This is a genomic window from Planococcus sp. TJ-301, from assembly GCF_058268475.1.
The window spans coordinates 316657-340936 of the sequence record NZ_JBZDOH010000002.1; the positions used below are offsets into that span (position 1 = coordinate 316657).

Sequence of the window (24280 nt, forward strand, 5' to 3'; positions counted from 1 at the left end):
GTGCCGTTAATTAAAAATTAAATGTCACGCCGGTCAATTGCTCCGAAATATCCCAGAGTTTATTGGAAACAGTTTTGTTATCCGCAGCCGGATGTGGTGTATCGATAGCGGGGTAGCCTTTGCGCTGCCCTTTGCCATCCGGGCCGATATATTCGCCGCCAGCTAACGCTGGAGACGTGGCAGCAAAGATTGTCGGCAATGCGCCCATGTCTGCGGGCTGCAGGAATTTATACAAGATCCCTTTCAGGAAGCCCGGCGCGTCCTTGCCGCCGAATTTGAACAGGTTTGTTGCAGAAATGCCGGGATGGCAAGCGATGCTGATTGTCGATTGGCCATGCTGTTTCAAACGCTTATCGAGTTCTTGCGCAAACATTAGGTTGGCAAGCTTGCTTTGGCCGTAAAATTTCATGGCCTTGTAGCCGTTTGTGCCGTCGAGGTTGTCGAAGAATATATCAGCACCTTTATGAGCGAGGCTGCTGACGGTGACAACGCGTGAATTGGGAGTAGCCGAAAGGAGCGGCAGCAAATGTCCGGTCAATGCGAAATGCCCCAGGTGATTGCTGCCGAATTGCAGCTCGAAGCCGTCTTTTGTTTTGGCATAGGGCGGCGTCATGACCCCGGCGTTATTGATCAGCAAGTCGAGCGAAGGAAACTTGTCCTGAAAGCGTTCAGCGAAAAAGCGGATGCTGTCGAGGTCTGCCAAATCGAGTTCCATGATTTCAACTTCCGCATAGGGATGATCCTTTTTGATCAAATCGCGTGCTGCATGGCCTTTTTCTATATTCCGTACCGCCATAATGACTCGGGCACCTTGTTCAGCAAAGGTGTTTGCCGTCTCGAGGCCAATGCCGCTGTTGGCGCCGGTGATGATGGCCGTCTTTCCATACAATGAATGTTGTTCCATGATTTCAGCTCCTGAATGGGTAGAAAGATTTCCTTAAACGTATCATTAGTTTCAGGCAGGAACAAACAGAACGGCTTTTCTTTAAACTTCGCGATTCAGCAGCGACACAAAAAAAATGCCGTAAATTTCACGGCAGCCTGATTGCGATATGAATCTATTTTATTTTGTGAAATCAAACTTCAAGCCAGTCAATTGTTCGGACGCGTCCCATAGCTTGCGTGCAACTGCTTCATCCAATGCTGAAGGGTGAGGCAGTTCCAAGGCAGGAAATCCTTTTTTCGCGCCTTTTCCGTCGGGGCCGATGTATTCACCGCCGCTCAAGCTTTCGCCTGCAGCTGCGTAGACAGTCGCCAGAGCGCCCATGTGGGGCGGCTGCAAGAAACGATTGGCGTAATTCCGAAATACTTTCGGCGCGTCCCATTTGCCGACTTTGAAGATATTTGTTGCCGAAATCCCCGGGTGGCAAGCTACGCTGATGGTTTGGAAGCCATTTCGTTTGAGCCGCTTATCAAGCTCCATCGCGAACAGCATATTGGCAAGCTTGCTTTGGTTGTAGAACTTTTTCGCTTTATAGCCTTTTGAGCCATCAAGGTTGTCGAAGTCGATTGTGCCACGGTTATGGGCGAGGCTGCCGATGGTGACGATTCGCGAGCCCGGTGTTTTCTCAAGGAGCGCCAGCAAACGTCCAGCCAAAGCGAAATGGCCAAGGTGGTTTCCGCCGAACTGCAGCTCGAAGCCGTCTTTCGTTTTTGAATAAGGGGGCATCATCACGCCTGCATTATTGATCAGCAAGTCGAGTGAAGGCAGCCGGCTCTTGATTTGTTCGCTGAAAAAGCGGATGTTTTCCAGGTCGGCGACATCGAGATGCATTACTTCGACTTTCGTATGGGGGGTAAGGGCAATGATCGCCTTTCTGGCTTTCGAGCCTTTTTCCATATTGCGTACCGCTAAAATGACATGTGCACCTCGGATGGCCAACTCTTTGGCCGCTTCAAAGCCGATGCCGCTATTCGCACCAGTGATGATGGCGGTTTTTCCATTCAAACTTTTCTGTCTCAAAAAATCAGCTCCCGGTTCACTAAATTCAAAGTTCTGCTTGCTTTAACGTACCACGTCAGGCCAGCAGGGACAATGAAAAAAGGAAGGGGAGCTGTGGAAGGCTATTGGGAACTGCATTAGCCGAATATGAAACATAGAAAAAGGACTTTCCCGGAAAGCCATAGTCCATGGCTTTGGGAAAGCCCCCGGTATTCAGTCGTCGTCGCCTCTTTTATCATCGTCGTCTTCTCCGTGATCGTCTTTAATCCATTTGCCTTTGCTTACTTCAACGTTTATCACTTTTCTATTGTAAGTTGTTTTGTAGTTCTTATTCTCAACGTGTGTTTCTTTGACGACTCTGCGTTCAGTTTTTCCAAACTCTTTGTCGCGGTAAACTTCAGTGTCTTTATAGAAAACTTTACCACCACTGCCCGGTTTGCCGTAATGTTTGATGGTAGTGACAGTGGTTTTCGTAATTTTCACTGGCGTTGTGAAAATTTTAATGGTGTCGTAGCGTGTCACTTCATCCCAGGTGACGCGTTTAATCACTTTATACGTGGTGCGGGTTTTCACTTCGCGATACCAGTCTTTTTGAGGATGGTATTCTTTTTTCACTTTCACATCGACTTCGCGATAAGTGGATTTCTCGGCTTTCTTCTCAGTTACATATTCAGAAGATTTTTCGCGTTTGACCACTTTGTCATAAGTGACTTCGTGTTTCGTTTTTACTATGGTCGTGACGCCATCGCGATAAGTGACTTTTTTGGAATCATCATCTCCATGATGGCTGTCGTGCGCAAATGATACAGAAGTGAATCCGAATGCTAATAATAGGGTGATTAAGATCATAGCAAACTTCTTCATTTTCTATTTCTCCTTTAAAAGCAGATTTTTATTAGCTGAGCAAGTAACTTCAAAACGGGCCAGAGTATCTAGACGTAGACCGCTACTCAAAAATCCACTCATTTTTCTTCATATGCGCCTCCTTGTGTATGTAACTCCATGTAAATAGTATAGTACAAATATCAAAAAATTACTATAATTTAGAATGTTAAATTTACTTTATTTTAATGAAATCTTTCGCAGATTGACATAGATAAGGACCGGGCTATTGGAACTGCCCGATCCTTTCATGTTAATGGTTGTGGTGGTTTTTGTAATCATGGTGGTGATGGCGTTTGCCATGTTTGTGGTAATGGTAATAATATTTGCCGTGTTTAGTGTAATGTTTGTGGTAATGTTTGTTCTTTTTATGGTTTTTGAATTTTTTATGCTTTTTGTATTTTTTGTCGTAGTCATCATCATGGTCTTTGTATCTGTCATCATCTTTGTCTTTGTCGTAGTCATGATGGTATCCATCGCGATCATGGTCATCGTCTCCGCCGCCAGCTAATGCAGTAGAAGAGAATCCAAACGCCAAAAGAACCGCCATCAGGATCATAAAGTATTTCTTCATAGTCAATCTCTCCATTCCATTTAGATTTTGTCCATTGTCTAGGCTGTTGACTGCTTAGAAGCTTGAACTTTCATCTATATGTACTTTTAGAGATTAGGACCCCCTTTTTTGCGTGAGTTATATTCCAGCTGCGCTAATATCTTCGCCGAGATTTCACAAAACCGTTGTGCCTGTCTGCCAGGAATGCGCAGGGCAATTGCTGCGCTGTTTTCTGACTAGAGCCCCGCTGTCCATGCCCAGAAAATCGGTAGGCGAAACCGACAACGAAGATTAGCATAGCTAAAAATTAGAATTATTTTTTAAAAATATGTAAAATGATATAAATCTGCTGTTCATTGATGTTAGTATATAACAACAATCAAATAAATACTATAGTTTTTCGAATATTTAAATAAATATAAACAATTCGACTCATGTCCATAGTATAATAGAAGTGAAAATACATAGCCGCTCTTAAGTCTAATCGAAAGAAGGTATTGGAATGGAGCAGAAAATCCAGAAAATCGTAGCCAATTTATGGTTCGAGAAAGTGGCGGAGGAAGCAGCCCGCTATTACGTATCCATTTTCAAAAACGCGAGCATCGGGCGAATCCTTTATTATTCAAAAGAAGGCTTTGACCTCCATGGCATGGCGGAAGGGACCGTCCTGACCGTTGAATTCACGCTAGAAGGCCAGAAGTTCCTCGCGCTCAACGGCGATTCCTCGTTCAAATTTACTGAAGCGGTGTCGTTCATCATCAATTGCGAATCGCAGGAGGAAATCGACTATTACTGGGACAGGCTCATTGTGGGAGGAGACGAGCAAGCGCAGAATTGCGGCTGGCTGAAAGACAAATTCGGCGTGTCTTGGCAAGTAGTGCCTGTCCAGTTGGATGACATGCTTGAAGACAAAGATTCAGAACGGGTGGAGCGTGTCACCCGGGTAATGCTGCAGATGAGTAAACTGGACTTGCTGGAATTGCAAAAAGCGTTTGAAGGATAAGCGGCAAAAAGGAGCGGCTGTTTTAGTGAGGTTGAACTGCAGCCAGGAATATGGAATCCGTTAAATAAAGGAGTGGATTCCAAAGCAAAAAAATATTGATTTATAGTGTTGGGCCTTTTGGCAGCTTGTTTGCGGAACGGCTTACAGAAGCGGGCCATGACATCGCGATGCTTGACCACGACAAGCGCCAGTAGGATTTGAAACGCTTTGGTTTCGTTATCGAAAATACCGAAATGGAGAAAATGACAGTTACCAAAGTATCGGTAGTCAGCAGCTTTGATCTGGAGGCGTATTACGACCTTGTCACCGTGCCGATGCGAAAGAACAAAGTGATTGAAATTTTGTCTTGAAATCCGTACCAAATGAAGTCAAGCAACTGACTGATGAATTCTACAAGTTGATCGAACCAGCCGGAATGGAGACGCCGGCGCTGGACATATTGTCGCGTTACAGCTACACGGATAAAGCGCCGCTGCCTTATGGCTTGAAAGAATATCCTCTTGACTGGAACGCAGTCTACGCCATTGTGGGAGGTACAGTGGCCGCTGTCGGAGTTTACAAATGGATGAAAAATTAAATAAGCCCGCTTTCAAGGATTTGAGTCTGGGAGCGGGTTTAATTGCGTTTTTTTATTGGAAATGAAGAAATTATCCACCATAAAAACTGAGAAAGAACCAAACTCCTTTTTAGGGGTTTGGTTCTTTCCTGCTAAAGTCCATTAATGACGGTTGTAATGGTGTTTTTTGTCGAAGAAATAATGGAACTTGCCGTGTTTGTAAACGTATTTTCCAAGTTTGTGGAAATGGTCGCCATGTTTGTAAAAGAATTTACCGTTTTTGTGATAGTATTTGCCATGTTTGAAATAGCCGTTGTGTTTGTATTTGTCTTTGTCATGATACCGTTTTTTGTCTTTATCGTCATCATCGTCGTGATAGCGTTTTCTGTCTTTATCGTCGTCATCATCATCGTGATGGCGTTTTCTATCATAGTCCCGGTCTCTGTCTTTGTCATGATAGCCATCTTTGCGATCGTCATTATGGTCATCGTTCGCAAGCGCGGCAGAAGATGCGCCAAAGATCAAGAAAAGCGCCATTAGGATTGTGAAGTACTTTTTCATATTCTCTCTCTCCATTTCATAATTAGATTTTGGTTTGTCCTCTAGGCGATGAGGCATAGAGTCTTAAACTTTCATCAATATGCACTTTGAGCGAATACGACCTCCTTTATCCGTTGTTTAAATGTGTAATTATTTGGTGCGTTCTTTGTTTAGAAAAAGTAGAAATGTGATATTTAATGAACTTATTCTATAATAAATATCAAAAAATACTATAGATTTTATAGTATTTAAATAAAATAAATCTCTCTAAGTATTACTGAAAAATAAAGCTTGCTTGTATAATGCAGTTTTTTCCCTGAAATTTATATACAGGAATAAAGTTAATGGGAAAGAAATTTTCGAGGTGAAAGGGCCATGTTGGGCAAAAATTGGGTCTAAAACGACATTCAGTGTGCTTCACTATATTTTGCGGAGATCGGCAATTCCTGAAATTATGCTATTATATAACTAGTTGTATAATATATCCATTTGAGTGCAGAAAGGGATTAGCTATGGATTTTAAATCAAGAATCATTGAAGCAGCTACTTCAGCTGAAAAAGAAATTAAGCGGGTAGTGGCTGGACATGAATTAACCATTAAACGTCAAAATGAAGAGATAGAAGAGCTTCGGAAATACGCTAATCAGGTAGAAGAAATAAAGCGGCTGCAAAAAGATATTCAAGAGCTAAGAAAACAGCTGAGAGTTAGTGAAGGAGAAAACTTACTGCTTCAGGTCCGCTTGGATTTAGAAGCAGCTAAAGAAAAGAAAAAACTCTTCTCTGAGACTATAAAGCCCTCAGTCAAAGAAAAACCGCTGACCAAAATTTCACAGGAAGCAGTGGATAAGCGTGACGCCGAAGATGAATGGGAGGATACGCTCCTGCAGGTAAGAAATGATTTAGAAGTGGCAAAAGAAAAGAAACAGCGGGAAAAGACGTATTATGAAAATTCAACATCCATTAGTTCATCTGCAGCAACTGACCTTACTGCATTGAGTAATTCTTTAAAGCCTTCCATTTATCGCTATAAAGTGAATGTCATTGATCTAACAGTCCTTGAGACATTCATACGAAAATATAATTTAGTCGAGAGGGAAGCTATTTTGCCGCTTTACGAAACGAAAAACTCACGGGAGATTTACTTGTATACAGAAGTAGAAACCATCTTTATCGATTTATTGCTCAAAGAGATATACATGGTCAAGGATGAGTTTGATAAACTGCTGGCAAGATACGCACCACTGGTTCTTAAACATAGGCAACTTACAAATATAAAGCACCCTGTCCGAGAAAAACAAAGTGTGGAAACCGAAGGAATTCAATGGGGTTCAATTGATACGAAACCATCTTCTTCAAATGATTCAATCGAAGATTCGCTGTTCAGCGAGCAAAGTGAATTGAATAAAATGGGATACCGGATTAGTGGCATCACAAGAGATGAACGATGGGAAGTTCTGCGAAGAGCGATACCGGCATTAGGACTAAAGAAAGTGGTCAATATCATTAGTGCAAATGTAAGGCTAAGAAAAAGACAGAAGAATGGTGAACAGAAATACCAGCACGCTATCGCAGAATGGGAATACGATCTTAGCCAACTCAAGAAAAAGTATTATTATGATGGGTTTAAATGGCCTGAGAGTTGAATCGATTTTAAAATCTTCAACCGTTTTTTCTGTATAGTTTAAGTTAGAGTGAAGCCATTTCGAGAAGAAATCAACATGGAATCCAGTAAGGAAAAAGATTCCCCCTATTTAAAAGAATTGCCTGAAGAAACTCCGCCTCAACAAAAAATAACTGCCCCTTATTTACCGGGCAGTTATTTTTATTGTGTTATTGCAGCATGCCTTCCAAATAGCCGTATCCTTTCTGTTTCATCTCATCTTTTGGGATGAAAAGAAGCGATGCGCTGTTGAGGCAATAACGCAAACCGCCTTTGTCTTCCGGGCCATCGTCGAAAACATGGCCAAGGTGGCTGTCGCCGGAGCGGCTTCGGACTTCAATCCGTGTTCCCAAAAAACCGTTGTCTTCGTGTTCAGTCACGACAGCCGGTTCAATCGGTTTTGTGAAGCTTGGCCAGCCGGTTTTCGAATCGTATTTGTCTTTTGAAGAGAACAGTGGTTCACCGGTTGTGATGTCCACATAAATCCCAGGTTCGTAATTATCCCAGTATTCATTGGAATAAGCGGTTTCAGTGTCATCTTTTTGGGTGACGCTATACTGTATTTCAGTCAGTTCCGCTTTCAGTTCTTCATCGCTTGGTTTAGGGTACAGTGCCGGGTCAATCAAGGCCGGAACTTCCTGGTCTTCAAGCGAGTCGAACTCGACGTGGCAATAACCGTCGGGATTTTTCTCAAGGTAATCCTGGTGGTATTCTTCCGCAAGGTAATAATGAACAAGCGGCTCGACTTCCGTAACGATCGGATCATCGTATTTGTCCACTTCGCCAGCCATGACATTTTCAATGACAGCGCGGTCCGCTTCATCTTTATAGTAAACACCGGTGCGGTATTGTTCGCCGCGGTCATTGCCTTGCTGGTTCAAGAGCGTCGGGTCGATGATCATGAAATAATGCGAAAGCAGCTTCTCCAAATCGACACGCTCCGGGTCGTAGCGTACATGCACCGTTTCCGCGTGTCCGGAATTCCGGCGCGTCACATCTTCATATGAGGGGTTTTCCGTGTCGCCGTTGGCATAGCCGGAAGTGACATCATATACACCGTAAACCCTTGCCATATAAGCTTCGACTCCCCAGAAGCAGCCTCCAGCGAGCCAAATTTCCTTCAAATTGCCGGTATCAAATTCCAAGTCCTCATTCGGATTTTCGGGAAAAGGAGAGGCAGGTGCAGAATCCGAGCCACTGCTACTGCCGCTTGTGCTGCCAATCTCAGTCAGTGGATTCGAACAACCGGCCAATACAAGGAGCAAAAACAGGAAGATGAGAAGGGCTGATAAACGTTTGATATTCATTAGGGTGTCCGCCTTTCGTTATTGGATCGTATCGAACGTTTCACGTATTTGTTCGTTGCTGAAATGGCCCGGAGAGCTTTTTACAAGCACACCGTCCGAGCCGATATAGACGGAGGTTGGATAGGCCAGCACGCCGTAATCTTCAAAGACAGGCCCTCCTTCATCCAAAAGGACTTGCACATTTTCGGTGTTTTCAACACCCTTGAACCATTTCTTGAATGATTCGCTGTTCTTTTCAGCATTGGAGCTTGGCGAAACGATAGACAATACGGCAAAGTCGTTTTCTTCACCAGCCAGTTCATTCAATTCGCCCATGCCGGCAAGGCATATGGAACACCAGGAAGCCCAGAATTTAATATAGACTTTTTGGCCTTCATATTCCGAGAGTTTATGGCTTTTGCCATTTATATCGACAAGCTCGAAATCAGGGGCGGCATCGCCGTTATTTGCGCTGGGTGCCGATGAACAGCCCGCTAATGCCAAAACGAACGCCGCCAGCAGCAATATTTTTATCTGTCTATTCATCTCGATCATCCTCTTTAGAAGAAGCCCGATTGGCCGCAGCTTCGTAGTTTACTTTTATCATATAGCCGAATTGTCAGAAAATACATTGAAGACCCTTAAAAAAATAAAAGGAGGTGCCGCTTTAAGGCGAAACAGTGAAATTTCCCTTCTTAAAGAGAGATAATGCTTATCTGTTAAACGCAGCAAACCTTAAATTAGATCATTAAAAGGCCAGCTAATCGATTTCGAAATTTGCTTGAATCGAGTGGTTGGCAGGGGTTATTCGTATTCGAATTTCGCTGCTTCGGGTCCCATCCAGACATCATCGACAAATGAGGTAATTTCTTGAGCCACGTTTTTGGGGTCTTCCCAGTACAGCATATGACCCAGCTGCGGGAAGACAGTAAGGCGGGCATCCATGATGGCGATGGACAGTTTTTCCTGGTCTTTGCGTGAAGCGATGGTGTCTTTGCCGCCGCAAACAATGAGCGTAGATGCTTTTACTAGATGGAGCTGATCTGGAAAATTCTCTTTCAGCAAGGCTTCGTTTGTTTCTCTCCATACGCGTGCAGGTACTTTTTGCGATTCACTGAACATCGTCTCAAGAAAATCAGCAGGCACGGGTTTGATGAACAGGTCCTCTGTGAAACTTCTGATAAACGCCAGGCTAACTGGGTCGGTTAAACGGGACAAAGTGGATTCCTGTATTTTAACGATATCCGGTTTGTTGCCGAGTGCGGAAGGGACGCCGACCAGGATAAGGCCAAGCACCCGTTTCGGATGACGCGCAGCAAATTTCCTGGCGGCAAATCCGCCGCTGGAAGCTCCAAGGATAAACGCTTTCTGGATGGCTGCAGCATTCATGAACAGCAGCAGGTCTGCTACAAAATCCTGGGTCCTGTACGTCGCTTCTGGCGGATCGATGCCGTCATGTCCACGCTGCGTAAAAGCGATTGCGCGTATTCGGCCGGGGAAGTGTTCGAATAGTCCTTCGAACGTCCGGCAGGAATCACCGAGTCCATGCAGTAAAATCATCGGAATGCCGAGAGGATCACCGGCTTCTATATAAGAAAATTCCCTGTTATTCGGCAAAAGCATTTTTTTCAGTGTTGAGACCAATAGATTCCACTCCTTTCATTCTACAAAAATGCGGCCATTCTTCGTAGTGAGCCTAATCAGCACATCACCGTTGCCGAAACTGACTTGCCTGGAATCGCGTCCGAACACATCAATGCTTCCATTATCGACGCTCGCCTGAATGCGGGCGTTAACCGGTTCGATTTCGGTGCGGATTTCAATGCGGCCGTTATTCGTTTCAAAGTCGACTGGGAAATCGAGCGTATCAGTGGTCAATTCGATGCGTCCGTTATTTGCTTTGGCCCGCAGCTCACCTGACACATCTGTGAAAATGATGCGTCCATTCGATGAGCGGACGTTCATGTCAGCGTCCATTCTAGTCAAATCGATTGCGCCGTTATCGGTTTCGATATTGACTATATCACTTTCGACCGCTTCCAAATCGATGCGCCCATTGTCCGCTTCAAGCGATAGTTCAGCGGCCTGGACATCTTTCGCTTGAATCGTTCCGTTATTGCTGTCTACAGTGAGCGATTCCAAGCCATCTTCGGGTACATAGACTTGCAGCGAGTAAAATCGGTGGAAGCCGAAGACGAAAATTCGAGACCGATCCTCAACTTCAATAACCAAGCGACCACCAGAAATATCTGTTTTCAACATGAAAGCATCGCTATTTCCTGTCAGCACGATGCGGGAAGTGCCGTCATCGCTTGGCAGAAAGTCCACGCGGGAATTTTCCACCAAGATTTCCATATCTGCGATTTCTGCATCGAAGGTTTTTTCCTCCAGCACTTTCTGTTCTGCCGAATCTGAATTGTAGATGGTGTATAGGATTGCAATGGCACCGATTAAAAGGAGCGCAGTGGCAATGAGCAAGCCCTTTATCAATGTTTTCATGGCTGGACTCTCCTTTCTCCATCAAAACATGTGCGGCATTATACAAGGCAACAGGGTATTTCCGAAGTTTGTTGAATACTTATAATAAGAAAAAGAGGAAAAAGGCAAGCCAAAGGAAGGGAATCATGGAACCCGTGCAGAGCAGACATGCGATTGCGGTAGAAAGGATTGTCTGGTAACTAGCGGCTCGATTAAGGCCTTTGTTATCTGGTAATTGCGAGCAGAGGCAAGGTTGCAGATATAAGTAAAAAGGAATAGCAAATGATCTGCATTTTCCACCAGCATTTCTATGCTACTGATTTTACCATAAAATTTTATAGATATCAGAAAAATCAGTTTATTTAAATTCTCGCTTGCTGTACTATTAAATAAAGGAAGTGATTTTGTGGAAGGTGTCTTCGCATTTTCACCTGTTCTAATGGCTGCGGCAGTGGTAGTAATCGGATTGATTGTCTTTTTCGTTTTTCGGAACCGTTCGAAGTGATGCAGAGATTTTAAGGCAAGAGGAGGATGCCGTCATGTGGAATTTGAAGAAAACTGTTTATATCGACCGCAGGGTGGAGGAAGTCCATCAATTCGCAACGAATCCGACGCTATGGTATCAATGGTACGCCGGCTTATCGGAAGCTGAAAACTTGCTTGGAAAAGGCGGCAAAGGCACAAGCCTGGAATTGAAGTATTTTTTTCTTGGAAGGCACCTGGGTTTGCACGTGCTCGTTGAGGAAAATGCGCCGGTAAATGGTGGCTATATTTGGCGATGCCTGATCACCGGTGCTATCGACGCGACTCAAACTTGGAGTTATTTGCCGGCAGAGGAAGGCACTGTAGTCCAATTTGAGATGGATTATGAACTGCACGGCAGCATTCTTGGGAAAGTGGCCAATAAGTTTTATGTCAAAAAGTTGATGAACAATTCAGTAGAACAGACATTGCAGAACCTGAAAGATATCAGTGAAAGTGATTGATGCCAAAAAGGCAGACTCGCAAATCAGTGACATGATTTGCAGGTCTGCCTTTTCTTATTCCACTATTTCCAGCGCGTTGCGTTCAATGATCGTATCCGAAAGTCGAAGCTGCTGGGCAGCTTGTTCTATCCCTTTTTCGCAGTCTGCAAAATTTGTCGGGCTCCCGGTTTCAAGGGAATAGCAAGTGCCTTCACCAGCGGTTTGTGTCAAGTCGGGTTCGTAGTAGACGTCTTCATACTGGAAAGCACCACTCCGGAAAACAGTGACGTTGGATTTTTCATCCAGCAGCGACTGTCCAAGCATGTAGGCGGGCTTGATATTGAGCAAGTCGAGAATGGTCGGTGCTATATCGATTTGTCCACCGCTCGCTTGGACTACTTCTCCTTGTTTCAAGTTCGGCGGTTTGATGAATAGCGGAACTTGCCGGTCGAGGCGTAAGGAATCCGCGGCTGTTTCAGCGCCAGCTTTTTGTGCGAGTTCACCGTCTGGTGCGTTCAATCCGCTGTCATGGTCACCGTAAAATACCACTAATGCATCGTCCCACATGTCTTTTTCCTTTAAGTCTTCGACCAACAATCCGACAGCTGCATCGACATAATGTACGGTGTGGTAATAATTCTGCAAAAGCTCATCTTCGTAGCCGCCGAGATCCAGCCGTTTTTCTTTAACAGGAATGTCATAAGGCGTATGGCTCGTCAGTGCAACCATGAACGCATAATATGGTTCCTGCAAGCCTTCCATCAAAGACACGGAAGTGCTAAAGAACTCTTTATCATTTAACGCCATGCCGATGACGCCATCATCGGGGAAGTCCTTCTTGCTAAAGAATTGATTGAAACCGATGTTCTTGTAAAAATCATCGCGGTTCCAGAAATCTTTTTCAAATGCGTGCATGGCTGCCGTTTCGTAGCCAGCTTTTGCCAACAGCCCGGGCAGCGCCTCGAATTCATTGTCCGCGTATTGGGTATATACCGAACCGGATTTCACGGGATGCAGCGAGCTATTGGTGATAAACTCGGCGTCCGACGTACGCCCTTCATGGGTCTGATGGTAAAATGACGGGAAGTAAAGCATTTCTTGCTTCAGGCCGTTCAAGTTCGGCGTTACTTCCTGCTCGTTAATCTGCTGATCGATGACGGAAGCCTGAAAAGATTCGAGCTGCACCATGATGACATTCGGCTGCTTGGCTGATACCGCCACCGGTTCTCCCGGTCTAAGAGCTTCGATTTCCAACTTTTCCGCCTGGGTGATTTCTTCGCTGAAACCAGTGGCAGCAGCGAGGCCTTTCGCTATGTCGGTGCCGTGGTAGCCCCAGAAACCAAGCTGATAATACTCGCGCATATTGGAAATCGAACCTTCTACCAGCCATTCTTCTTCATTGGCATAGCTGGAGGCTAGCGGAGCGATGAAAAGTACAAGGCCCAAGGTCGTAACAGCGGCGGCCAATAAGCGCCGATTTCGTAGAGACGGGCTTTTCACTTTATTGCGTGTAAAGAAAATCAAGAGAGCAAAGAGGAGCAGGTCCCCGAAGAATAGGAAATCCTTCGCTTCGATCAAGGTCATGAAGCCGCCGCCGACATCGCCCATCTGACCGATATCGGATAACAGCGAAATAGACAGCAGGTCTTCGAAATAGCGGTAATACCACATGTCTGAAATGAGCAGCGTGCTATGAAGAAATAGCGATGCCAGTAAAATCCATCGGCGCAGCTGTGGTTTCAGCGCAAGTGACCAGCTCGTCAGTACCAGGATTCCCGCGAGATTAATCACAAAGAAACTGAAGTCAAAAGCGCTCGCGGTAAACACGCTGAACAAATAGATTTTAGACAGCGACAAAGCCAAATAAAGCCAATAATCAGCATCTCTCATGAGGAACCTCCGAACCAAATGCAAAATGAATAAGCATTTTTGTATTCCTTTACCTTTAATACGGGGCAAAGAAACGTTATAAAATTGATAAGATGTGACGAAAAATTAACGATATGTAATATTTATAGAGTTTTTATAAAAGAAAAGTTGAAGGTTTATTGGGACGATAGCGCATACCGTTGTAAGACGTAATTCGCTTTTTTAGACAGGTATCGCTTTTTGACTTGGAAAATGTAGAATGTGACTATTTAATGTTTTTTCGGAATTCCTCTTTTCATTGAGCGAGCATGGGTTGATAATGGGGAAGGAAAGAAACGCCATAGATTGTATAGAAAAAAGTATATAAAAGGGAAGACGGATATTGACGAAAATAATCACACGGAAAGTGACGCGCTTGATTTTTGTATCGCTGCTCATTTTTACAATTTTTACGGCATATGGCATTTGGACATTTGCTGCAGAATCTGAACTTATAAAAACCGACGCCGCCATCGTTTTAGGCACGAAAGTCATCGGCGATCAACCTTCGCCTGTGCTGAAGGAACGCATCAACCATTCGATTTGGCTATACGAGAACGACTATGTGGAGAAAATCATTTTCACTGGCGGCAAGACGGATGGAGCAGATTTCGCCGAATCTGAAGTGTCCCGTGATTACGCACTAAGCATGAATGTGCCTGCGGAAGATATTTTGATCGAAACTCAATCGATGATCACGGAGGAGAACTTTTTATACGCTAGTGAGATTGCCGCTGAACAGGAACTGGACAGTTTTCTTGTTGTCAGCGATCCTTTACATATGAAGCGCGCTTTATTGTTGGCACATGTTGCAGGAATTGATGCGCATTCTTCGCCGACGACGAGTTCAGTTTATCAATCCTTAAGCAGCCAGTTGCCTTTTTTTGCACGTGAAATCGGTGCTTATATAGGTTATGTGCTAACATTTAATTTTTTGGATTAAAAGGTCAAGTGCGATCCGGATGCCGGGTCGCACTTATTATATTTTTTAGCTTTCTTGAAAATACAAAATCGCGATAAAAAGACTGAAAATTAAAATTACTTCTTTTCTTTTTGAGAAAGACAGGTTATAATTAAAAGGAACAAGCGTTCTTATTTTAGTGGTGTTTGAAAGAGTCGAATATGGAAGCTTGTACTGAATACTACATATAAAATTTCTTTAAGAAAGGAGCATTTAACGTGTCAGTAAATGTGTATATGATTTTCAATGGCAATTGCCGAGAAGCCGCGGAGTATTACGCTGAAGTTTTCAAAACTGGAAAGCCGGAGATTATGCTGTTTGGCGATATGCCGCCTGATCCAGATTGGGAGATGCCTGAAGAAATGAAGGACAAAGTCATGCACACGAGCTTGAAGATTCATGGCAGCGAAGTGATGTTTTCCGATACCATGCGAGATGCACCGGTGAATTTCGGCAAAAACATCAACGTTACGGTGGTATCCGACAATCTTGAACAAATGACCGAAGAGTTCAATCGGCTCAGTCAGGACGGCAAAGTGCAGATGGAAATGCAAAAAACGTTCTGGAGCCCCGCTTATGGCGCGGTCGAGGACAAGTTCGGAATCGATTGGCAGTTCAGCTTCGATGATGGAACCAATTCTCCAAGTTGAAAGTGGAGGCCTGGTAGCTGCGTTGCAGCCATCCGGCTTTCTTTTTATTTATCTAAAAAAAGCGTCTTTGCTGAAACTTTTCACGGCCTGTTCCGTAAATAATAAAAACGGGTATGGAATAAAAAATCACCCAAGGTTGGAGGGCAAATATGGTCATTAGAAAAGTTCAGCGCATCCTTTATAAAACGGATCGTATTCTCGGCGATGCAAGGGCGGTCCGCAACGGGTCGATTGGCCGCCGGTTAGCACGGAGAATGGCAGGCAGAGCAGCCAATCGGATTTTGAATAAGCTTTTCAAGTACTAGCAAAACAAAAGCTCTCGCATTGCTGCGGGAGCTTTTGTCATGTTCTGAATTAATGCTAAGCGGCTGATTCCGCTGTTTTCCGGGAAGCGCTGCGGCGGGTTCTGCCAAGAAGGCTGACAATCAAAACGCCGCTGATGGCAATTGCGCCTCCTGCAAGCGACATACCAGTTGGTAATTCATGAAGCCAAATCCAGGCAACAGCAATGGCGACAGCCGGTTCCAAGTAGATGAGGCTGGAAACGGAGCTGGCATTCTCTATCGACAATGCGGCTGACCAAGTGACATAGGCAATTGCCGCTGGGAAAATGCCGACATATAGCGTTGCGAAATGAGCTTCTGCCGAAGCGTTTTGCAACGTATCCAGCAATCCTGGTGAGAACAACAAGAATGGCAATGTGCCAGCCCAAGTGAAATAGGCGGTGAGTTCAATCGCAGAATATCGTGCCAATAATGGTTTTTGGAAAACGAAAAACACAGCTGAAGCCAGAGCAGCCACAATGACAAGCAGCGCACCGCCCGACATTGCTAGTGATGCGCCAGCCGAGCCGAGCGCGATGATGGAAATTCCCGTAAAGCCGACTGCTAAACCAAACCAGCCTAGTCCGGTGAGGCGTTCCTTCAAGACAAAGTAGGCGATCAATGCAGTGAATATTGGTCCGGAACCGACAAGCATACCGGCAGTGCCCGCAGAAATATTTTCCATACCGAAAGTCACGAAAATATGATAAATGCTGATGCCGATCCAGCCCAGCACTAGAATGCGGATGATGTCGCTCTTATAAGGCAACCGGAATGCCGTTCCTGGCCAAAGTGCGTAAATCAGGAATAATAGCGATGCGATAAGGAAACGCATGAGAACATTCTGTCCGGCATCGTAGCCGCCTTGAAGGCCAACACGAATTGCCGCAAACGAAGAGCCCCAGATTAAAATCGAAAATAAGGCCAATGAAAAAGCTTTTGCGTTCAAAAAATCTACCTCCTAATTAAAAACAACCAGCTATTATTATATGCCTAATTGGCGGAAATGTCTTCAGGAAGGAGAGTCAGTCTTAAGCTTTAGTGGGCTCCTCCTTATGGCACTGGAAATGAATAAATAGTCGGATTTCGTGTTTTTTATTCGACAATTGCAGTGTCATTTCTTTTACTTTTAATGGATTGCGTATTAATATAAAGATGAATATACACAAAACATACATATTATATTAAGTTGAAATCAAAAAAAACCTGTTGAACACCGCTTCGGCCGCTTTGGGCATGGCTTTCATAATAAGCCGGGAAGAACACCTGTCTCATAGCTGAAAACCTTCTGTTTCTGTCCCTGTCCCTGCAACGCTTCGCTAGCTTCAGGACATGAAAAAACGTTGCAACGCTTCGCTAGCTTCGGGACATGAAAGTGCTTTGCATCGCTACGCTAGCTTCGATGCAAAGGAAATGGTCCAAATTCTATTTGCCCATTTCCTTGCCTAGCCCCTTAACGCGACTTCACTGGATAAGTTCTATAAGAAATTAAGAGAGTTTCAAGTATCCAGCTATTATTTCAACTTATGTAGTTACGATTACATCCTTATTCTGGCGCAGCCAGTGGATTCAGAGATGAAAAGGAGGGAAGGATAATTCTATGCCTAGGGTTCTGCATCTGAAACGAGGAGGCAAACATCATGTGGACGCTTGAAAAGAGCATAATTATCGACCGTCCGATTGAAGAGGTTTATGGATACGGAAGCAACCCAATGCTTTGGTATCAATGGTATGTTGGTCTGTCTGAACCGAAAAATATGACCGGTCAAGGTGAGCTTGGCACAAAAGCGGATTTCACTTACACCATGATGGGAATGCATATGCCGATTACTGTTGAAGTGAGCGAGAACAAGCAAAGCGGATTAGGCTATTCTTGGAAAGGCGAAGTCACCGGATCGATCACATCTCATCAGCACTGGACTTACATGAAGGAAGGGCGAGGCACAAAAGTTTCATACACCGAAGCATACGAAATGCCGAGCAGCCTTTTACGGAAAGTGGCAGATAAATTGATCATCCGCAAGCTTTTGGACAACGCGATGGAACAGACATTTAAGAACCTGAAGGATGTCTGCGAAGCCAATAAAATAAGTGCTTGAAAACAGCCAGCCCCCTTTAAAAGGGACTGGCTGTTATTCGTTTTGTTTGCAACTGTTCTTACAGTGGGCTGTTTTCTATACCGTACAAAACCCAGGCAGAAGGAAAGTCGAATCGATGCCCTTCAGGGAGGAGAGCCGCCTGGTCTTTCGTCAGCTCCATCCAAATGTCTGTTTCTTCGCCGTGTTCCGCTTTCAATTTCCGGTATTCAGTAGAAATCGTTTCCCATAAGCCATCCTGCTCCATAAGGTCATTCCACGGATAAATGGTATGGAGGTGATAATGGGCTTTAAAGTCATGTTGCAAAATCAGCACGCGGTCGCCCTCTCTGTTTTCAAAAAAAGACCATTTGGAAAGCTTATCATCGGAAAACAGGTCTTCCGAAGCCGGAAAAAGGTAATAGCATTCATAGGGAAACAAGTCGCCGGTTTTTATGTACAATTTCTCGATCCATTGTTTTTTGCGCTCAAGGCTATGCACTTCGCTCCATGGAGCATCGCCTTTTTCCATCATGGAAACATCTGTACCGATAGCGCCGATCATCGGCTTGTATGGCTCTAGACCGAGTTTCTCCAGCACTCGCCGCGCTGGCAAGTTTTCCTCTTGTGTGTTTGCACCGATCCAACGGACATTTGGCCGTTTTTTGGCTTCTTCGATTACATAAGCCGTCAAGCGGGTGGCAAATGCTTGGCCGCGGATTCGGATGTCGCTGCGGATCCGCCCGATCATTGCGTAGCTGCCAGCAAAAACTGAGAGCCCGCATAGGCTCGTTAATTGCCCTTCGATGAACAAACCATACAGCTGGTGGCGTTCTGTTGAAGCGATGTCTTTAAAAATGCGTTTGACGTAATCGTCTTCTACTCCTGACTCCATGGCGTCAAAAGCTGGGAAATCTTCGGGTGATAACTTTCGAATGATCGGTTCCACGTGCGGACACTCCTGTCTAACTCAATATAATTCTATAATTGCATATTTTCGTGGGAATTCACAAATTTGAAAAGGTCTAGAGGCGTTAATAAGGATAGGAGAATTGGAAAGGGGATCAAATTAGGGATCAGTGGCTTCAACGGAATCACGAAAATTCACCATGCGCCAACTGGATGAGAATGGCGAAGTGATTGAAGTATGCGACAATCTGGTGTGCACATAAAAGACAGCAAAAGGCAGCCTCGCCACAGCGTCATTTTCCTGGACCTAATACGGCGAGTAAGACAATAGCACAATTCTGTACTGTAATAAAAGACATCTTGAGAATTTATCACAGCGATAAGCACCGGGTTGAAATCATCGCAGCGAAAGGCGAATGAGCTTTATACAAGGTGAAAGCTATGTAGACCAATGAAAACCAGATTCCGGCGGCGTCACCAATGCACTTATCAACTGTGTGAGATTGGACAAAGAACCGCTGGTCACTGGCGAAGACGCGCTGAAATCATTGCGGGTGATATTGGGGATTATGGAGCCAGCATAATCGGGATGCGTTGTAGACATCGAAAAAGAGCCTCTTCCAAATACTTAGAAGAGGCTCTGATAGGTCACCAGAACATCAGATTCAAGATGATGGTGAGCAAAATTGACAGAATAATGGATATGATGATGCTGCCCATACAAGACATGCGCATAGAAATCCCACCTTTTTAGTTATGGTTTCTGTTTACCTGTTTTGGAACCGAATCAAACAAATAGCGCAATTTGCCCGAAGGAGAGAGTAAGACGAATACAGACGACATCTAGAATGCAATGGTTGATCTGATAAGCAGCTTGGATTCTCTAACCGGCGATTCTGCCAAAGATGAAGCTTTTCTCCTGTTCCAGCTTCATTCGGCCATGGAGAGCGGAGTGCATGAAAGTTTCTTGAATTCGTTCAAAAAAACATTGAAAGGATTGCCCCGGCTGTTTTTTCCCTCTCAGTTTACGGAAAGATTAGTGCACATCGGCTGCGCGGAGTATGCGGAAATCGAGAAGAAGTAGGGCTCGCCGTTATGGAAGGGCTATAAAGCGCTGGAAGACGGCGGCTCAGAAGAAGCGTTTTATATGCTCATCGAAAAGGCGGACAGGGAATCCGAAGCATTAAATCCGCAGATTAATAGTTTAATGGAAACTTGTTTCGTAGGGGTGTATAAAAATTGTGGCAACAGCTAAAAGTATCGAACTCAAAATTTTAACGTAAACAGGATACGCCTATCCTGGCTTTTTCTGGATAATTAAAATAATAATAAAGAACCACTTAGTTATATAATTATGAACATTTTCATTAATTTATTTTTTTATTTCAAAAAATACCCTAATTTCGAGATATTTATGTTTATATAGATGATATTTATGTTTATATAGATATTGTATAAGAAAATAGAAATACTGGGGGTGGCAGATATGAGCATAGATGAACAATGGATCCGCAGGCTTGCGGAACGCGATAAACAAGCCTTATCGGAAATCTATGATCGCTACCATCTGCTAGTCTGGAATTTCGCGCGGCGGAACCAGGCTGACCAAGCTGCATGTGAAGAGCTGGTCCATCATGTTTTCAACCACCTTTGGGCAAGGCCTGAAGAATTCAAAAACGGACGGCAGCTGGCAATCTTGCTGATTGAATGCTGCAAGTCGAAAATGGCCATCGAGCAAAAAATGAAAAAATGCTGCTAGACAGCCAATAGTTAGGCAATGCAGTTTCCCTAAAAACGGAAAGCTGCATTTTTGGGCTGGCATCAGTCTGTCCTTTTTCGATAGATACCTAGATAAGCGGACCAAGGACCAACGTCATCTTTGTAGCGCTCTGCCATGACACGGACAATCTGGGAAATGTGAGTGAGGTCGTGGACGGTCCATGTTGCCAGCAGTTCTTTCAAGCGCACTGGTCCAAATTCAGGGTGCATGCCGGTAAGTTCAAGATGCTGCGCCGGATCGACAAGGTCCCAAAGTTTTTGAATATTGTCTTTTCGGAGCTTTTGGAATTCCAGGAGCAAGGCGTCGATCGAATGGGCTTTGGGGGTCTGGAGATGAGCAAATCGGTCGAACGGCGGAAAAGGCTCACTTTCGCCTTTCTCCAAAATCATTTCTAACCGCGGCATCCAGTCCGAAATCTCCGCTTCAATCAAATGTCCGATGACTTCATAAGTGTTCCACGTCGCATCGCCTTCGTTGCATTGGAGCCAATCTTGAGACAGTCCTGATAAAAAAACTTCCAATGTGCGCGGCGTGCGCTCAAGTATTTCGATTGCTTCTTCAAAATCAAAATTCATGTAAATGTCCCCTTTCTTCATCTATGATTGATATGATTTTAATAGATAAAATGATAAATGGAAACCTATTGCTTTTCAATTTTTTCATGCGGCTATCGCAGCAGGCTTTGAATGCCTAGCTGCCGAAAATGGCAACGGAGAGAAGGGAAAATATGCGGAATGTAATTCTTGCCACATTGGTGGATACGGATGAAATCAGCCGCCTTTATTCGAAAGACCAGCATTTGCTGTTCGAAGGGATCAAGCAATCGCTGGCGGCACAGCTTGAGGGGCTTAGCCACAAAAATTTGCTTACGCTCAATAGTGTGAGGGGCGGTGAAGTGCAGGAGGCCCTGCAGCCGAAAGCGAACAAGAAGTATGCTAAAGCGCTGCTGGCATTTATAGCGAATAAAGAAATGGACGGCTTGTCAATCGACAGCTCTTTGACGCCATTGATCACAAAGACTGTAGAAGATGAATTCATCGCTTTTTACTCGGACGCCGGCAGGGTGGGAGAGGTGCTCTACAGCATGGAGAAGCGGCTTAGCGAAATCCGGGACGAACTTAAAATGCATGATGGTCTATACGACAACTTGGACATGCAAAAAGTCATGGAGCTGCGCGGCGGTTCTGGGCAGGCAGACAGCACCGTGAAATCAGCGCTTGGCGAGTTTTCGGCAGAGTCATTGGCGGGTGCGATCAAACAAGTGCTGTCGCTATTGAAAAAAGCATCCTATAAGGCAGTGATCGCAAATATGGGCAAGGCTGTGTTTTCAACGGGAATCGTATCTTTCATCAAACCGATTGTGCTGGCAGTGCTGGCGAAAGTCGGAATCGCAGCCATTGCGAAAGCAGCTGTCGCCAAGGCGTTATCGGTGATCATCGGTGTAGGTGCTGTGACAGCGAGTATTCCGGCGGCTTATGTGCTGCTGCCCGTTATACTGGCTTTTCTCAGCTACGAGGCGTATACGCTGCCAAAAAAGCTTGGAGCTAAATTGCCGAAGGAAATAACGGCGAAGCTGGAAGCGGATTTCGAAGCGATTAATACGGCTATAACAGCGGAACTGGCGGAAAGCCTGCTGCAAGAGCTGGACAAATGGATTATGGACTGAAACGGCATCTTTCAAGATGCCGTTTTTTTATTGATGCCTTAACTAAGGTGTAGAAATTTGTGTAAAATAGAGAGTAAGGATTTTGCCGGAAGGAGACGGTCGAAGCAACCATGAAAACTTATTTAATCGCCGGCATCTACCTATGCGTGCTCGGCTTGTCGGCGTTCATCTATTTCAGCGGCCTGCAAGGAACGGAGACCAGCAGCCATAACCGGCTGTTGCCGGTCGAAATCAAAGCTGTAAAAGCAGGGACCAGCGAAGAAGGCATCCGCGAGATTGTGTTGGACGCCAATAAGAAAGGCGACAAGATTTCGATTGCGGGGATGCAGCATAGCCAAGGCGGACAAACGCTATACCCAAATGGGATTCTACTTGATATGAAACCATATAACCGGATCCTTGGTTTTGATAAGAAGGCAAAGACGATTACCGTCCAAAGCGGGGCGACGTGGAATGATATCCAGCACCACATCAATCCGCACGGCCTGTCCTTGAAAGTCAGCCAATCGCAGAACATTTTCACCATTGGCGGCTCGCTAAGCGTCCAGGCACACGGGCTCGATATCCGTAATGGCGGCATGATGGACTCGGTCGTATCGCTGCGGATGCTGAATGCAGAAGGCGACATCATTGAATTGAGCGCCTCGGAAAAACCGGAATTGTTCCAAGCCGTCATCGGAGGCTACGGCCTGTTCGGCGTCATACTTGATGTTACATTAGAGCTTGTGGATGACGAATTATACGAGGTCAGTACAGAACTGTTCGATTACAAGGATTACAATCGCTATTTTCAGCAACAAGTACTGGGGAATCCGGCAACCAAAATGCACTTGGCGCGGATTTCGATTTCACCTGAAGGCTTTATGGAAGACATGTATGCCATCAATTACAGTTTAGCTGACGGACAAGATAAACTTTCGGAGTACAGCGCACTGAAAGAGGAAAAGCTGATTGCAGCGCCGAAGCTGCTGCTCGGGATTTCCCGCTTGAATAGCGAAGGCAAGAAATTATTTTGGAATTCACAAAAAACTTATATCCGGACAATTGATGGCAAACTCATATCTCGCAATAATGCAATGCGTTCTGATTCCGAATTCATGGAATACAGCAACTCTGCAAAAACCGAGATTCTGCAGGAATACTTTGTGCCTGTGGACGAGTTTGCCAGCTATATCGAAGAACTGAAAACACTGCTCGAGCAGGAAGAAAACTTCAATCTGCTCAATGTCACAATCCGCTATACCAGCCAGAACGATAAGGCCGTGCTGTCGTATGCGAGGGAAGACATGTTCTCGCTGGTGCTGCTGGTCAACCAGGAAGTGGACGCCGAAGGCATAGCCGAGACGGGACGTGTCGTCCGCGAGATGATAGACCTTACGATGGACCATGGCGGAACTTATTATTTGCCGTATTACGGCTATCCGACCCAAGAACAGATGGCGCGCTCCTATCCCCGGGCGGAAGAATTTTTTGATTTGAAAGACCGCTTTGATCCGGAGCACCGCTTCCTGAATATGTTTTATGAGGAGTATCGGCAATGAACTATAAAAAATTTATTCAATACCAAGGCATGGTCGGCATGGCATCGACCATGATTTTCCCGTTCTATATCTTGCTGCTGAAAAATGCTGGCACCAGCTACGCCCAATTCGGTTGGGCTTACGGGCTCTTCGCGCTCACAGCTGCTATCAGTTATCCGCTAATTGGCAAAGCAGGCGACCGGATTGGCGACAAAACACTGCTTAGGGTCTATTCGTGGGGAATGGCACTAACGCTGCTGTTTTTCCCGCTGGCCACGGAAATATGGCATGTTTATGGACTGCAAGTGGTGATGGGGCTTTTAGGAGCTGTCCAGAAAAATTCGGAAAAGGCCATTTTGGCGCGCTATGTCGATAAGCAGACAGCGGGCAGACAAATCGGCAATTATCATACTTGGACATCGATTGCGGCAGCTATTGCAGTGATCGGAACCGGCTATCTTGTAGACTTTATGACCATCGCGAGCATATTTTATATCGCTTCGGTTGCATTTGCTTTGAGCGGGTTGTTAGCGTTGAAAATGCCAGCAGCTGAAACGGCTCCGGCGTTTTTGGAAAAATAACGAATATCTCTTATCTGGCGGGGTATATACTAATCAGTTCAC

General features: G+C 45.0%; 26 protein-coding genes. 13 read left to right on the top strand and 13 right to left on the bottom strand.

Annotated features, from left to right (window positions below; all coding sequences use genetic code 11):
* Nucleotides 1-10: 10 nt before the first annotated feature.
* The 4 genes from AC4EHJ_RS12395 to AC4EHJ_RS12410 form a co-directional block, all read right to left on the bottom strand.
* Nucleotides 11-904, bottom strand: coding sequence for an oxidoreductase (locus tag AC4EHJ_RS12395; RefSeq protein ID WP_490975936.1), 894 nt, complete (start codon nt 902-904; stop codon nt 11-13).
* Between the two features lie 159 nt (nt 905-1063).
* On the bottom strand, nt 1064-1963 hold the full coding sequence (locus tag AC4EHJ_RS12400; protein WP_490975937.1) for an oxidoreductase: 900 nt from the start codon (nt 1961-1963) through the stop codon (nt 1064-1066).
* 192 nt (nt 1964-2155) lie between these two features.
* Entirely contained in the window at nt 2156-2806 is a 651-nt protein-coding gene (locus AC4EHJ_RS12405; RefSeq protein ID WP_490975938.1) for a hypothetical protein, read from the bottom strand.
* Between the two features lie 271 nt (nt 2807-3077).
* A complete protein-coding gene (locus tag AC4EHJ_RS12410; protein WP_490975939.1) occupies nt 3078-3398 on the bottom strand; it encodes a hypothetical protein in 321 nt (106 codons plus the stop codon).
* 481 nt (nt 3399-3879) lie between these two features.
* Between AC4EHJ_RS12410 and AC4EHJ_RS12415 the strand changes: the two genes are divergently transcribed.
* The 3 genes from AC4EHJ_RS12415 to AC4EHJ_RS12425 all read left to right on the top strand — a co-directional run bounded on the left by AC4EHJ_RS12415 (nt 3880) and on the right by AC4EHJ_RS12425 (nt 4957).
* Nucleotides 3880-4380 (top strand): VOC family protein, encoded by a 501-nt coding sequence (locus AC4EHJ_RS12415; RefSeq protein ID WP_490975940.1) that lies wholly within the window; start codon nt 3880-3882, stop codon nt 4378-4380.
* Nucleotides 4381-4577: 197 nt separating this feature from the next.
* Nucleotides 4578-4730, top strand: a complete 153-nt coding sequence (locus AC4EHJ_RS12420) for a hypothetical protein (RefSeq protein ID WP_490975941.1) — start codon at nt 4578-4580, stop codon at nt 4728-4730.
* Entirely contained in the window at nt 4727-4957 is a 231-nt protein-coding gene (locus AC4EHJ_RS12425; protein ID WP_490975942.1) for a hypothetical protein, read from the top strand. Before AC4EHJ_RS12420 ends, AC4EHJ_RS12425 begins: the two co-directional genes overlap by 4 nt.
* A 141-nt stretch (nt 4958-5098) precedes the next feature.
* On the opposite strand, the gene AC4EHJ_RS12430 is transcribed toward AC4EHJ_RS12425, so the two are convergent.
* Nucleotides 5099-5497, bottom strand: a complete 399-nt coding sequence (locus tag AC4EHJ_RS12430; protein WP_490975943.1) for a hypothetical protein — start codon at nt 5495-5497, stop codon at nt 5099-5101.
* Nucleotides 5498-5988: 491 nt separating this feature from the next.
* On the opposite strand from AC4EHJ_RS12430, the gene AC4EHJ_RS12435 reads away from it, so the two are divergent.
* A complete protein-coding gene (locus tag AC4EHJ_RS12435; RefSeq protein WP_490975944.1) occupies nt 5989-7119 on the top strand; it encodes a hypothetical protein in 1131 nt (376 codons plus the stop codon).
* 187 nt (nt 7120-7306) lie between these two features.
* Here the strand turns inward: AC4EHJ_RS12435 and msrB are convergent, their stop codons facing one another.
* From msrB to AC4EHJ_RS12455, 4 genes are all read right to left on the bottom strand, one after another.
* Nucleotides 7307-8443 (bottom strand): peptide-methionine (R)-S-oxide reductase MsrB, encoded by a 1137-nt coding sequence (gene msrB, locus AC4EHJ_RS12440; RefSeq protein ID WP_490975945.1) that lies wholly within the window; start codon nt 8441-8443, stop codon nt 7307-7309.
* 18 nt (nt 8444-8461) lie between these two features.
* Nucleotides 8462-8968 carry a TlpA family protein disulfide reductase gene (locus AC4EHJ_RS12445; RefSeq protein WP_490975946.1) on the bottom strand — a complete coding sequence of 169 codons (507 nt, stop codon included), beginning with the start codon at nt 8966-8968 and terminating at the stop codon, nt 8462-8464.
* A gap of 258 nt (nt 8969-9226) precedes the next feature.
* Nucleotides 9227-10066 carry an alpha/beta fold hydrolase gene (locus AC4EHJ_RS12450; protein ID WP_490975947.1) on the bottom strand — a complete coding sequence of 280 codons (840 nt, stop codon included), beginning with the start codon at nt 10064-10066 and terminating at the stop codon, nt 9227-9229.
* Nucleotides 10067-10081: 15 nt separating this feature from the next.
* Nucleotides 10082-10921, bottom strand: coding sequence for a DUF4097 family beta strand repeat-containing protein (locus AC4EHJ_RS12455; protein ID WP_490975948.1), 840 nt, complete (start codon nt 10919-10921; stop codon nt 10082-10084).
* 518 nt (nt 10922-11439) lie between these two features.
* Here AC4EHJ_RS12455 and AC4EHJ_RS12460 point away from each other — a divergent pair.
* Nucleotides 11440-11886 carry an SRPBCC family protein gene (locus tag AC4EHJ_RS12460; protein WP_490975949.1) on the top strand — a complete coding sequence of 149 codons (447 nt, stop codon included), beginning with the start codon at nt 11440-11442 and terminating at the stop codon, nt 11884-11886.
* Between the two features lie 54 nt (nt 11887-11940).
* Here the strand turns inward: AC4EHJ_RS12460 and AC4EHJ_RS12465 are convergent, their stop codons facing one another.
* Nucleotides 11941-13755 carry an LTA synthase family protein gene (locus AC4EHJ_RS12465; protein ID WP_490975950.1) on the bottom strand — a complete coding sequence of 605 codons (1815 nt, stop codon included), beginning with the start codon at nt 13753-13755 and terminating at the stop codon, nt 11941-11943.
* 361 nt (nt 13756-14116) lie between these two features.
* Between AC4EHJ_RS12465 and AC4EHJ_RS12470 the strand changes: the two genes are divergently transcribed.
* The 3 genes from AC4EHJ_RS12470 to AC4EHJ_RS12480 all read left to right on the top strand — a co-directional run bounded on the left by AC4EHJ_RS12470 (nt 14117) and on the right by AC4EHJ_RS12480 (nt 15689).
* Nucleotides 14117-14716 (top strand): YdcF family protein, encoded by a 600-nt coding sequence (locus AC4EHJ_RS12470; protein WP_490975951.1) that lies wholly within the window; start codon nt 14117-14119, stop codon nt 14714-14716.
* 236 nt (nt 14717-14952) lie between these two features.
* Entirely contained in the window at nt 14953-15384 is a 432-nt protein-coding gene (locus AC4EHJ_RS12475; RefSeq protein ID WP_490975952.1) for a VOC family protein, read from the top strand.
* 149 nt (nt 15385-15533) lie between these two features.
* A complete protein-coding gene (locus AC4EHJ_RS12480) occupies nt 15534-15689 on the top strand; it encodes a hypothetical protein (protein WP_490975953.1) in 156 nt (51 codons plus the stop codon).
* A gap of 55 nt (nt 15690-15744) precedes the next feature.
* On the opposite strand, the gene AC4EHJ_RS12485 is transcribed toward AC4EHJ_RS12480, so the two are convergent.
* Complete coding sequence (locus tag AC4EHJ_RS12485) at nt 15745-16656, bottom strand: DMT family transporter (RefSeq protein WP_490975954.1); 912 nt, start codon at nt 16654-16656, stop codon at nt 15745-15747.
* Nucleotides 16657-17347: 691 nt separating this feature from the next.
* Here AC4EHJ_RS12485 and AC4EHJ_RS12490 point away from each other — a divergent pair.
* Complete coding sequence (locus tag AC4EHJ_RS12490) at nt 17348-17806, top strand: SRPBCC family protein (protein ID WP_490975955.1); 459 nt, start codon at nt 17348-17350, stop codon at nt 17804-17806.
* 58 nt (nt 17807-17864) lie between these two features.
* Here the strand turns inward: AC4EHJ_RS12490 and AC4EHJ_RS12495 are convergent, their stop codons facing one another.
* A complete protein-coding gene (locus AC4EHJ_RS12495; protein ID WP_490975956.1) occupies nt 17865-18731 on the bottom strand; it encodes a GNAT family N-acetyltransferase in 867 nt (288 codons plus the stop codon).
* 1446 nt (nt 18732-20177) lie between these two features.
* Here AC4EHJ_RS12495 and AC4EHJ_RS12500 point away from each other — a divergent pair.
* Nucleotides 20178-20450: an RNA polymerase sigma factor gene (locus AC4EHJ_RS12500; protein ID WP_490975957.1), complete on the top strand. Its 273-nt coding sequence runs from the start codon at nt 20178-20180 to the stop codon at nt 20448-20450.
* A gap of 62 nt (nt 20451-20512) precedes the next feature.
* Here AC4EHJ_RS12500 and AC4EHJ_RS12505 read toward each other — a convergent pair whose 3' ends face one another.
* Entirely contained in the window at nt 20513-21046 is a 534-nt protein-coding gene (locus AC4EHJ_RS12505) for a DinB family protein (protein ID WP_490975958.1), read from the bottom strand.
* Between the two features lie 152 nt (nt 21047-21198).
* Between AC4EHJ_RS12505 and AC4EHJ_RS12510 the strand changes: the two genes are divergently transcribed.
* The 3 genes from AC4EHJ_RS12510 to AC4EHJ_RS12520 all read left to right on the top strand — a co-directional run bounded on the left by AC4EHJ_RS12510 (nt 21199) and on the right by AC4EHJ_RS12520 (nt 24238).
* On the top strand, nt 21199-22137 hold the full coding sequence (locus AC4EHJ_RS12510) for a hypothetical protein (RefSeq protein ID WP_490975959.1): 939 nt from the start codon (nt 21199-21201) through the stop codon (nt 22135-22137).
* Nucleotides 22138-22247: 110 nt separating this feature from the next.
* On the top strand, nt 22248-23678 hold the full coding sequence (locus tag AC4EHJ_RS12515; protein ID WP_490975960.1) for an FAD-binding oxidoreductase: 1431 nt from the start codon (nt 22248-22250) through the stop codon (nt 23676-23678).
* Nucleotides 23675-24238 (top strand): MFS transporter, encoded by a 564-nt coding sequence (locus AC4EHJ_RS12520; protein WP_490975961.1) that lies wholly within the window; start codon nt 23675-23677, stop codon nt 24236-24238. Before AC4EHJ_RS12515 ends, AC4EHJ_RS12520 begins: the two co-directional genes overlap by 4 nt.
* The last annotated feature ends 42 nt before the right edge of the window (nt 24239-24280 follow it).

Coding starts and splice junctions, on each gene's coding strand:
- AC4EHJ_RS12410 (WP_490975939.1), bottom strand. CDS start 3,398: ATGAAGAAATACTTTATGATCCTGATGGCGGTTCTTTTGGCGTTTGGA.
- AC4EHJ_RS12395 (WP_490975936.1), bottom strand. CDS start 904: ATGGAACAACATTCATTGTATGGAAAGACGGCCATCATCACCGGCGCC.
- AC4EHJ_RS12455 (WP_490975948.1), bottom strand. CDS start 10,921: ATGAAAACATTGATAAAGGGCTTGCTCATTGCCACTGCGCTCCTTTTA.
- AC4EHJ_RS12510 (WP_490975959.1), top strand. CDS start 21,199: ATGCGGAATGTAATTCTTGCCACATTGGTGGATACGGATGAAATCAGC.
- AC4EHJ_RS12500 (WP_490975957.1), top strand. CDS start 20,178: ATGAGCATAGATGAACAATGGATCCGCAGGCTTGCGGAACGCGATAAA.
- AC4EHJ_RS12480 (WP_490975953.1), top strand. CDS start 15,534: ATGGTCATTAGAAAAGTTCAGCGCATCCTTTATAAAACGGATCGTATT.
- AC4EHJ_RS12435 (WP_490975944.1), top strand. CDS start 5,989: ATGGATTTTAAATCAAGAATCATTGAAGCAGCTACTTCAGCTGAAAAA.
- AC4EHJ_RS12515 (WP_490975960.1), top strand. CDS start 22,248: ATGAAAACTTATTTAATCGCCGGCATCTACCTATGCGTGCTCGGCTTG.
- AC4EHJ_RS12405 (WP_490975938.1), bottom strand. CDS start 2,806: ATGAAGAAGTTTGCTATGATCTTAATCACCCTATTATTAGCATTCGGA.
- AC4EHJ_RS12505 (WP_490975958.1), bottom strand. CDS start 21,046: ATGAATTTTGATTTTGAAGAAGCAATCGAAATACTTGAGCGCACGCCG.
- AC4EHJ_RS12445 (WP_490975946.1), bottom strand. CDS start 8,968: ATGAATAGACAGATAAAAATATTGCTGCTGGCGGCGTTCGTTTTGGCA.
- AC4EHJ_RS12465 (WP_490975950.1), bottom strand. CDS start 13,755: ATGAGAGATGCTGATTATTGGCTTTATTTGGCTTTGTCGCTGTCTAAA.
- AC4EHJ_RS12430 (WP_490975943.1), bottom strand. CDS start 5,497: ATGAAAAAGTACTTCACAATCCTAATGGCGCTTTTCTTGATCTTTGGC.
- AC4EHJ_RS12460 (WP_490975949.1), top strand. CDS start 11,440: ATGTGGAATTTGAAGAAAACTGTTTATATCGACCGCAGGGTGGAGGAA.
- msrB (WP_490975945.1), bottom strand. CDS start 8,443: ATGAATATCAAACGTTTATCAGCCCTTCTCATCTTCCTGTTTTTGCTC.
- AC4EHJ_RS12415 (WP_490975940.1), top strand. CDS start 3,880: ATGGAGCAGAAAATCCAGAAAATCGTAGCCAATTTATGGTTCGAGAAA.
- AC4EHJ_RS12490 (WP_490975955.1), top strand. CDS start 17,348: ATGTGGACGCTTGAAAAGAGCATAATTATCGACCGTCCGATTGAAGAG.
- AC4EHJ_RS12520 (WP_490975961.1), top strand. CDS start 23,675: ATGAACTATAAAAAATTTATTCAATACCAAGGCATGGTCGGCATGGCA.